This is a genomic window from Paenibacillus sp. FSL R10-2736 (assembly GCF_038000245.1).
GTDB classification, from domain to species: domain Bacteria; phylum Bacillota; class Bacilli; order Paenibacillales; family Paenibacillaceae; genus Paenibacillus_AQ; species Paenibacillus_AQ phytohabitans.
In genome coordinates this window covers 39,886-50,136 of sequence record NZ_JBBOBN010000003.1, presented here as the reverse complement: position 1 = coordinate 50,136, position 10,251 = coordinate 39,886, and the positions used below count along the sequence as shown (strand labels likewise).

Sequence of the window (10,251 nt, the reverse complement as noted above, 5' to 3'; positions counted from 1 at the left end):
GCGGCCGCTGAAAAAGTCCAATAAGATCTCTAAGAGACATTCTCCCCATTTTTCCGAGGAGAATGTCTCTTTTTTTCGGTATAATTAAAGGATCAAATCAAAGGCTGGTGGTCTTCATGCTTCCTGAGCAGCAGAGTTTTATCTTGAGCCCGTATATCGAGCTTTACAATATACTTATTCCTAAAGATAACTTGCTGCGTCGCATGGACGAGCTGGTAGATTTTAGCTTTGTTTATGAGGAACTGAACGAAAGGTATTGCCATGAGAACGGTCGAACTGCAGTAGACCCGGTCCGAATGTTTAAATATTTACTGCTCAAATCCATTTATGACTTATCCGACGCCGATCTGGTGGAACGCTCTAAAACCGACTTGTCGTTCAAGTTTTTCTTACATATGGCTCCGGAGGAAGGGGTCATTGACCCCAGTCTACTGACCAAATTTCGCAAGCTGCGACTGAAAGATATGAAGTTACTCGATCTGCTCATTGGTAAAACGGTAGAAATCGCCATTGAAAAAGGCATCATTCGCAGCAAAACCATTATTGTAGATGCCACTCATACCAAAGCCCGATATACCCAAAAGAGCCCACAAGAAGTGCTGCGAGAACGCTCTAAAAAGGTAAGACAAGCGATCTATACCTTAGATGAATCCATGAAAAGTGCCTTTCCGGCTAAACCTGTTACAAATGTGCTGGAGGATGAAATCGGATATTGCCAGCAGCTCATTGCAGTGATTGAGCAAGACGGACGATTCACAGGGCTGCCCAAAGTCAGTGAGGCGTTAAACCTGTTGAAAGAAACGATTATTGACGACGCAAAACATCTGCAAACCTCTACCGATCCCGACGCCAAAGTGGGCCACAAAAGTGCGGACTCCTCCTTTTTCGGGTATAAAACGCATATCGCGATGAGCGAAGAACGAATCATTACGGCAGCAACGATTACGACAGGGGAAAAGTCGGATGGGAAAGAGCTACAGACCCTCATTGAAAAAAGCAAGGCCGCAGGCATGAACGTGGAAACGGTAATTGGAGATACCGCCTATTCCGAAAGAGATAACATTGCGTACAGCACCGAACATGAAATTGAGCTTGTGGCCAAATTACATCCAATGATTACCCAAGGAAACCGCAAGAAGGAAGATGAGTTTGAGTTTAACAAAGATGCGGGTCTGTATGTCTGTAAGGCCGGGCATATGGCGATACGTAGAGCACGGCAAGGGAAAAAAGGTCAGGGCAAAAACCAAACGAACACTTACCATTTTGATATTGAAAAATGCAAGCGATGTCCGCTAAAGGAAGGCTGCTACAAAGAAGGCGCCCAAAGCAAAACGTACTCGGTGAGCATAAAGAGCACCGAGCATGTAAAGCAAGCTGAGTTTCAGGAAAGTGAAGCATTTAAGGCCAAAGCTAAAGAACGATATAAAATTGAAGCCAAGAATAGTGAACTCAAACACAGACACGGGTACGACATTGCGTTCTCCTCGGGTTTGGTTGGCATGGAAATTCAGGGAGCCATGGCGATATTCACTGTCAATTTAAAACGAATATTGAAACTCATGGAGTAGCCAAAGTTAAAGAAATAGGCGAGAAAAAGACGACATCCATTCGAAAGAAACAGAATGGATGTCGTCTTTTTGATACGCATTCTTGCTTTTACCAAGAAAGGCGAGTTTTTCAGTGGCCTCTGCAATCCGGCTGCTTCTTTTTTATAAGGGGAACATCACATTACTGCTTCGCTCCCGTATACACATGTACAGCATCCCGCAGGAACCCGGCCAGTCCGGGACGGCGTTTGTCGTAATAGGCGGTGAAGCGTTCATCATCGACATACATCTGCGCTACCCCAGCGTGAGCTTCCTTGGTGTAGGTATCCCAGTAGAAGCTAAGCCACTGCCGGTGCAGATCAGCTGCCTTCTGCGCAAGTTCACCTGCCGAATCTCCGTCCTCCATCGCCTGCTCCAGCGAAGCGAACATGTCCGCTTCAAGCTGCTGGATGGCAGCATACTGCTCCTCGGTCATGTTCTTCAGCTTGCGGTTCGACTTCTCTACGGCGTCTTCGCCGTACTTCTCCCGGATCTCCTGCCCGTACTTCTGCTCGTTATCGTCAATCAGCTTCTGCTTAAAGCCTGCGAATTTCTCATCATTGCTCATTGTAATTCTCCCTTCGGTGTGTGCAAGTGTCTGCTCGACGTTCGCGATCAGCCGGTCCAGCTGCTGTCTCCGCTGAAGCAGCTTGTCATGGTGCTCACGCAATGCGCGGGCTCCATCGAAGGAAGGTGATGTGACAATGTCCCTGATCCCTTCGAGGCTTAAGCCCAGCTCCCGGTAAAAGAGAATCTGCTGCAGCCGGTCTACCTCGGCCTGGCCGTAGATGCGGTATCCCGAGGAATTGATTCTGGCCGGCTTCAGAATCCCGAATTCATCGTAATACCGCAGTGTCCGCGTACTGATCCCCGCGAGTGCTCCCAGCTTCTGAACAGTGTACTCCATTGTCATTTCAGCCTCCAACTCTGTCTTGGCGTATACAGCATGGACGTGCTCTATCGTCCCCGCCGTGTAAGCTGCTGCTTACAAGAATTACTCTACACCTTCACGTAACGGCAATGTCAAATCCTAATTTTAGGATAACCCGAGGGCTAGCAGGATAACCAGATAACCGGATAATATCTCAAACAGCAAACAGCAAACAGCAAACAGCAAACAGCAAACAGCAAACAGCAAACAGCAAACAGCAAACAGCAAACAGCAAACAGCGGCAGTCTCCGTAGCTGCTGCTAGGAAACTGCCGCTGCCAAGCGGAGCATGAGGGATGTCTATTTCTTGCCGACCTGGGCGGCGAAATACGCCTGCAGTTCCGCGAGCTTCCGGGGGTCGGCCAGAGCATCCTCAGCAGGGAAGTAATGCTCGGCTACAAGCTCCCAGGTGGGAACGATCTTCTGGGAAGTCATGGCTTTGATGGCGATCTTGACGGTCTTGCGTTCTCTGGCGTTGGAGAAGGTGTCGATATAGTGCTGGGAGCGCCCGAAATCCAGCTCGTTGAAGACCGCACGGAAAATATCGGCCGTCATCTTGGCATCATCCAGCGCGCGGTGTGCAGAGCCGGAAGGCTCAAGGCCGAACAGGGCCATAGCGCCTTCAACGCTGATGTCATTGCTTAGGCCGCGGGCGCGGAGTACGCCTTTGAGCAGATCGAAGTAGGTTGCTTCCATCCAGTAGGCGTCATCGATTTTGTGCATCCGCACGTCCTGGATGATCCGTTTCATATCCTCGCCGCCCCAGGTCAGCAGCAGCACGCCGTTCGTGCTCTGGTCAAGCCAGGCTCTGAAGGCGGCTATCACCTTCGGGAACCGGTCGGCGATATCGATATCCTCTTGGGGGATGCCGGTTTTTTTCTTGATGAAGGAATTGAGGGTGGAGAAGTATATGGGTTTGATTAAGGCAGAGAACTCGCCTTTATATTGCAATGAAGCGTCTAGACGGACAGCTCCGATCTCAATGACCTCCATAGGGTGCTCACTGGCAAATTTGCGGCCGTTGAATTCGATGTCCAGAATAATATAATCCACAGGTAATGCCTCCGTTTCAGTGACTGGCGCCGGATTGCCCGTAATTGCGCCGACATTTCTATTTTAACAAAAAAAGTGCTTGTGTGGGGAATTCGGCGGTGAAATGGCAGATTGATGCAGGAACGGCGGCAATCCGGTGTCGAATAGCTCAGTATCAGGTAATGCCGGAGAACAAAGGAGCGGATGTACATGAACAGACAAATCTATTGGATCGGCGGTTCGGCCTGTGCCGGGAAAAGCACGCTCGCGGGGCGCCTCGCGGAGAAGTATAATATGGCGCTCTACGCATGCGATGAGCATTATGAGGATCACCTGCAGAGAATTACAGGGAAGGCGCAGTCCGCAATGTACCGGGTATCGCAGATGTCGATGAATGAAGTGTTCTTCACCAGGGATGTGGCGGAACAGCTGGATATCTATACCGGGTGTCTGCGGGAGGACTTCAATTATGTGCTGAGCGATCTTGAGGGTTCGGGCGCTGGCCCCATTGTTGTGGAGGGGAATCAGCTGCTGCCGGCGCTGGTGGCGCCTCTTCTGAAGCCGATGGATAAGGCAATCTGGGTGATTCCGGCGGAACCGTTCCAGCGGGAGCAGTACAGTAAGCGGGAATGGATTCAGGGAATCCTGCAGGCAACAGAGAATCCGGAGGTTTCGTTCAACAATTGGATGAAGAGAGACGCGCTGTTCGCTGCGAGGATCAGGAATGAGGCAGGGGAACGGAAGCTGAAGGTGCTGGAGGCAGATGGAAGCCGGATGCTGGAGCAGAATTTCGCTGAACTGGAGCGCTGGTTCGGATTGCAGGGGGATGGCGGGGCGGAATCGGCGGATGCGGCTGAGTAGGCAAATTAACGGGTTAGATGGTACCCGGGGTGAAGTCTGCCCCGAATTTCATCGTGTGAAATCTAGCCGAAGCGCGGCAGAGGGGCCGGAATTGGGTATTAATCTAAGATGGCCTGTTTTCCGGTAAGGCTTGTCTGTAGAAACAGGAGGGATAGATGTGCGGCTGTATGTTACTGTCAAAAGCCTGGGCAAACGCAAACCGGTGCTTGCCCGGCAGGAATTAGTACTGCAGGGGACTCCTGCTACACTGCAGGAGCTGATTACTGAGATCGTAGTCCGGCAGGTGCAGGGACTTGTGGACAAGCAGGGGCGGGGAGATATTATTCCTTATCTTACAGGCAATGAGATCCAGGAGCAGGGAGAGAACGGCAAGGTCGGCTTCGCGACCATTTATAACGGTGAACCGCCGGATACCGGTGAAGCGGTTGCTGCTGCACTGCTTGCTTTTGAGGACGGATTATATAAGGTGTTCCTGCAGGAGCGGGAATGTGCCCTATTAGAAGAGCCGCTGCAGATCCAGGACGGGGATGAGCTGGTATTCATCCGGTTCACTATGCTGGCCGGAAGACTATGGTAGGAAGATTAGGTAGAAGGGGGAACAGGATATGGCGGTAAGTAAAACTGAGGATCTGGAAGCACAGTGGTATGCGGAGATGGAGAATAAGGCCAAAGGGCTGGATGAAGAAACATCGGGTCTTGCGTCTGTCGTTATTGGACTCAGCCGTTTGAATTATTATGGCGGCCAGGAGGAGGAGATCAAGGCGTGCATGGAACGGCTCAGGGAGCTGGCCGGAGGCGGTACAGATAACGGATTCTATGAACCGTTGCTGACGGCTGTCAGGAAGCTGTTCAGCCCGTATACCGCAGAAGTGATGACTTACATAGTGGAGCATTGTACGGAGTATCCGTACAGCAGGGGATACGTGCGCAGACCTTACCGTACCCGTAATCTTGAGCTGCACAGCGCACAAATTCTGAGCAAACTGAGCTCGCTGATCTTCATGGAGCGGCAGGGTTTCGTCCTTGGAGAGTATCTGCGCAAAAAGGACAACGATACGGATTACAATGTGAGTTACCGCTTCAGGCTGGTCTTAAGCGATGTCATTGCCTATGAGCTGGACCGTGAGGACAGCAGTGAGATGCTGGACGACCTCAAGGAAATGGTCTACGGCGATAACCAGGCAGCGGTGCTGAGCTACGAGGTGATCAAGGGCGTATTCATGAGTCACCGGAAGGAAGCTGTGGTGATGCTGGGCGAGCTGCTGCTGGCTGCCAAGCTGCAGGAGGGTCTGCGCCAATCGCTGGTGGAGCGGATGGATGAAGGAACACTGGATAACAATCTGTACGTGCTGAAGCTGATTCTGGACAATGATTTCATCCGCTACAGCTCTGTCGTGCGCGCGCTGGGCGTGTGGACGGGCATGGGGCTGGAAGCCCAGAATCAACGGGTGGCCAAGAGCCTGATTGAAGGCGCATACCTGGTTCTGCAGGATGAAGCGGTGCGGGCAGCATGGCTGGAGGATGCGAACGCCCATCATGTCTACCTGAGCCTGTGGGCAACAGCTGTGCATGAGGAAGAGGATCTCTATGGACGGATTGGGGTTCTGATGGCCGGAGGGCAGCTCTATCAGAAGATTGTGGCCCAGTATGTGCTGGCGAACAGCCAGAACAGCGAGCTCCGGCTGGAGAGCGCCCGGCAATCTCTGGAAGAGCAGGACCTGGAGCTGCAATACTGGGTTCTAAGCAACTATAGCTACGGCTACAGCAGGCTGTGGAGACCGGAAAAGAACGGGCCCAAGCTGGAGCTGCAGCGTTCACCGCAGCTGGAGGAGAAGGCGGCACGAGAGCGGGATTTCACTGCCCTCAAAGCGATGTTCCTGCGCACTCCCCATCGTGAATTAACCGGGGAATCCAAAGTGCTGGATTTCGTCCAGGTGAACTACACCCCGGAGCTTCCGGTGCGCAAAATGCTGTACCTGACCGCGTATGATATGGACAGCGCCTGGATTGCCGAGCTGATTGCACTCAAGGATGAGTTCCCGCCGGATCTGCGCGGCGAACTGCTGGCCAGCTTCATTAGCGACCCGCTGAATCCGGTGCAGCGTGAATTCGTGTTCGCCAGCCTTGGCGATAAAAGCATGAAGAACCGTGAGCTGGCCCTGGAGCAGGCCAAGGAATGGACACTGGATGCTGAGGAACTGGTGCAGGCCGAGGCGCTGCTGAAGCTGAAGACCGGATCGCTGCGCCAGAACGTGACCCGGCTGCTGCTCAGCCAGCCGGATTCGGCGCTTGAAGGCAGCATCCAGCGGCTGCTGCAGGAGAAGAACAGCCTGCAGCGCCTGGCTGCGCTGGAGATGGTGACGGTGCTCTTCGAGGATGAGCAGCGCAGCAGCCTGTATGAGGCGGTGCGTCCACAGGTGGAGGCGATTGCCGAGCCTGCGGCGAAGGAACGGGAGCTGATCGCGAAGCTTAGCCGCAGGAATGAATATACGGCGGCGAGCGGGTTCGGGCTGTTCAACCCGGGGGAGACGGAAGCATGGCTGACCGGGGGGCCGCAGCCCGGCGAATTCAGCTGGGATAAGGTGTTCTCCCTGCCGCTGGAGGAGATCAGGACCTTCCTGCACGGGCTGGATGAGCAGATTCATGGACAGCGGGACACGGAATATGTCAGCGAATATTATTCCGGCCAGAAGGAGACGCTGCTGGTCGGTGCGGTGCTGCGCACACTGAAATGGACTATGGCTAAGGACAGGGACAAATCGGCTTCTCAACTGGAGGAGTATCCGCTCCATGAGCTCTGGTCCGCCTATCTCCAGCAGAGCGGCTGGAATCCAAAGATGCTGCTGGAGCTGAACTTTTACAACCAGCTGGATGATCTGGATGGAACGATGGAGAGCTATTACCGGTACTACAGAGGCTCTATGGATTATAGGGAGCTGAAAAAACATAAGCTGCTGGAGGGCTGGAGAGCGGAATTCACAGAGCAGGTATATCCGCTGCAGACCATCAGGGATGTAGCAAAGCTGTTTGAAGGGCTGCGGTACGGCAATCAGGTGAAGACTCTGATCGGGGCCTTCTATGCAGACAGTGATAAACAGGATAACTTCAGCCTGGCCGCCGGGGCGCTGAATGCGCTGATGGCCGCGATGCCGGAGGATAAGCTGGAGAGTGAGCCGGCGCTGCTGAACGTGCTGGCCCAGCCATGGCTGAGGATGATGCGGGACCGGGCGGACGGGCCGGAGGATTTCAAGGAGCTGTTCAGATCCTTGTATGTCTTCGACCGGATGAACCCGGAGGATGCCGGCACCAGGCTGGAGCTGTACGATTATCTGAAGGCTTACGAAACGGGATTAATCGGTGAAGGTGAATTGTACAAGGAGCTGCTTGCCGGCCATGACAACCGCCATCACATGCGCACCCTAACCGGCCGGAATGTGGAGTGGATTGACGACAGTGAGCGGGTTGCCCGAATCCGCACCGTATTGATTGACCGTCTGCTGGAAATCGAGCTGGCCCGCGGGGAGCTGCCGACCGAGGCAACCCCGCTGGTGATGGGGCTGCAGCGGATCCAGGGAATGGAGTATTTCATCCGTATTCTGGCGGGGCTCGACAAGGAGACCTTCATCCGGGGTTATGTATATGGCTACGGCGACAGTATCACGAAGAAGGAATCATTCAGCCATCTGCTTAAGGTTAGCCATCCCCGGGAGGGTGAAGACTCTGCGCTCCTGCGGACGCTGCTGAAGGATTCCGGTATCACGGAGAAGCGGCTGCTGGAAGCCGCCATGTATGCGCCGCAGTGGATTGAGATTATCTCCGGCTATCTGGATTGGGAAGGTATCCGCAGTGCCGCGTGGTATTTCCACGCCCATATCAACGAGAGCTTCTCGGCGGAGAAGGAGACGGTGGTGGCGCATTACTCGCCGATTACCCCGCAGGACTTCAATGACGGCGCTTTTGATATGAACTGGTTCCAGTCGGCGTATCAGACGCTTGGACAGAAGCGGTTCGATCTGCTCTATGACTCTGCGAAGTATATCTCCGCGGGTGCGAACCACCGTCGCTCCCAGCTGTTCGCTGATGCCACCCTTGGCAAGCTGAAGCTGGAGGAAATGAAGCAGTCTGTGGAACAAAAGCGTAACAAAGACCATCTGCTCAGCTACAGCCTGATTCCGCTCCGTAAGGACCGGGAGCAGGATATCCGGGAGCGCTATGAGCTGATCCAGCGCTTCCTCGCGGAGAGCAAGAAATTCGGCGCGCAGCGGCGGGCGAGCGAGGGGCTGGCGGCACGGATTGCCCTTGGCAATCTGGCCCGCAATGCCGGATATGCCGATGTCACCCGGCTGATGTGGGATATCGAAGCCCGCAAGCTGGATGAGCTGAAGCCATACTTCGAGCCGCACGCGCTGGATACCGACACCTTCGCCCAGCTGGTCATTGATGAGCAGGGTCAGAGCGAGCTTGTCATTACCAGCAAAGGCAAGGTGCTGAAATCGGTGCCTGCCCGCCTGAAGAAGGATGCCTTTATCGAGGCGCTGAAGGAAACGCGGAGCGAGCTGACGGCCCAGTTCCGCCGGGCGCGCCTGGAGCTGGAGCGCTCGATGGAATCAGGCAGCAGCTTCACGCTGCAGGAGATTACCGGGCTCAGCCGGAATCCTATTCTGGCGCCGCTGCTGCGCGGTCTTGTCCTGAAGAGCGGCAGCGCGCTGGGCTATTTCGCGGCCGGTCTTCCTGCGCTGGCGGCTCCATCCGGAGAGCAGACTGCTCTTACGGATAAGGATGAGCTATTCATCGCCCATCCGCTTGATCTGTATAACAGCGGGCAGTGGAGCCTGTACCAGAAGGATCTGTTCGACCGGCAGCTCAGCCAGCCGTTCAAGCAGATCTTCCGGGAGCTGTATCTGCCCAATGCGGATGAACTGGCAAATGGCGGCGTATCCCGCCGCTATGCCGGCCATCAGGTGCAGCCGCGCAAGACGGTTGCACTGCTGAGAGAACGGCAGTGGACGGTCAGCTATGAAGAAGGGCTGCAGAAGGTATTCTATGGCGAGAATCTGATTGCACGGCTCTACGCCATGGCGGACTGGTTCTCCCCGGCCGATACGGAGGCACCAACGCTGGAGACGGTCGAGTTCTTCGACCGGACTACGTATAAGAACGTCATGCTGGATGCGGTGCCGCCCCGCCTGTTCTCCGAGGTGATGCGCGATGTGGATCTGGTAGTGAGCGTAGCGCATGTGGGAGGCGTCGATCCGGAGGCCAGCCTGACGACTATAGAGATGCGCCGGGTGATCGTCAGTGAGTCCCTGCGTCTGCTGAAGATCGGCAACGTCCGCGTGGACGGCAGCTATGCCCGGATTACCGGGACGCTGGGCGAATATGCAGTGCATCTGGGCAGCGGAATGAGCTATAAGCAGGCCAGCGGGGCGCTGCATATTATCCCGGTCCATTCGCAGCACCGCGGCCGGCTGTTCCTGCCGTTCCTGGACGAAGATCCGCGCACGGCGGAGATTCTCTCCAAGGTCGTACTGCTGGCTGAGGATACGAAGATTAAAGACCCTGAGATTCTGGCGCAGCTGAAAGCTTAAGCAGCTGAGTAGGGGGTGAGTCGTGCGGCTTAGCCTATGCTTCAGCCGCAGAGAACCTATAGCAGGTATGCAAAAAGCACCGGCGCTGAAACAGAGCGCCGGTGCTTTTTACTATAGTGTAAATTGAACAATACCAAAAACGTGTATAACTCCGAAGAAGCGGCTAAAGAAGCCGGGAGCAGCATTGGCAAAGGTTTGACTGCGGATGTGGCTGTGACTGGGGGTGTAGCCGGATATAGTTGGATATTGTCCAC

At 54.5% G+C, this 10,251-nt stretch carries 6 protein-coding genes; 4 read left to right on the top strand and 2 right to left on the bottom strand.

All coding sequences use genetic code 11. From position 1 onward, the window contains the following. The first annotated feature begins 116 nt into the window (after positions 1-116). Positions 117-1,568, top strand: a complete 1,452-nt coding sequence (locus NSQ73_RS34890) for an IS1182 family transposase (RefSeq protein ID WP_206101644.1) — start codon at positions 117-119, stop codon at positions 1,566-1,568. A gap of 160 nt (positions 1,569-1,728) precedes the next feature. Here NSQ73_RS34890 and NSQ73_RS34885 read toward each other — a convergent pair whose 3' ends face one another. Both NSQ73_RS34885 and NSQ73_RS34880 read right to left on the bottom strand, forming a co-directional pair. Then, positions 1,729-2,493 carry a MerR family transcriptional regulator gene (locus NSQ73_RS34885; RefSeq protein WP_340990759.1) on the bottom strand — a complete coding sequence of 255 codons (765 nt, stop codon included), beginning with the start codon at positions 2,491-2,493 and terminating at the stop codon, positions 1,729-1,731. Between the two features lie 323 nt (positions 2,494-2,816). After that, positions 2,817-3,569 (bottom strand): 3'-5' exonuclease, encoded by a 753-nt coding sequence (locus NSQ73_RS34880; protein WP_340990758.1) that lies wholly within the window; start codon positions 3,567-3,569, stop codon positions 2,817-2,819. 189 nt (positions 3,570-3,758) lie between these two features. Here NSQ73_RS34880 and NSQ73_RS34875 point away from each other — a divergent pair, with 189 nt between their 5' ends. From NSQ73_RS34875 to NSQ73_RS34865, 3 genes are all read left to right on the top strand, one after another. Continuing rightward, the gene (locus tag NSQ73_RS34875) at positions 3,759-4,409 is read left to right on the top strand and encodes a hypothetical protein (protein WP_340990757.1); all 651 of its coding nucleotides are present in this window, start codon (positions 3,759-3,761) and stop codon (positions 4,407-4,409) included. A 157-nt stretch (positions 4,410-4,566) separates the two neighbouring features. Then, a complete protein-coding gene (locus tag NSQ73_RS34870; protein ID WP_340990756.1) occupies positions 4,567-4,986 on the top strand; it encodes a hypothetical protein in 420 nt (139 codons plus the stop codon). A gap of 28 nt (positions 4,987-5,014) precedes the next feature. Then, positions 5,015-9,997: a DUF4132 domain-containing protein gene (locus tag NSQ73_RS34865; RefSeq protein ID WP_340990755.1), complete on the top strand. Its 4,983-nt coding sequence runs from the start codon at positions 5,015-5,017 to the stop codon at positions 9,995-9,997. Positions 9,998-10,251: the final 254 nt, after the last annotated feature.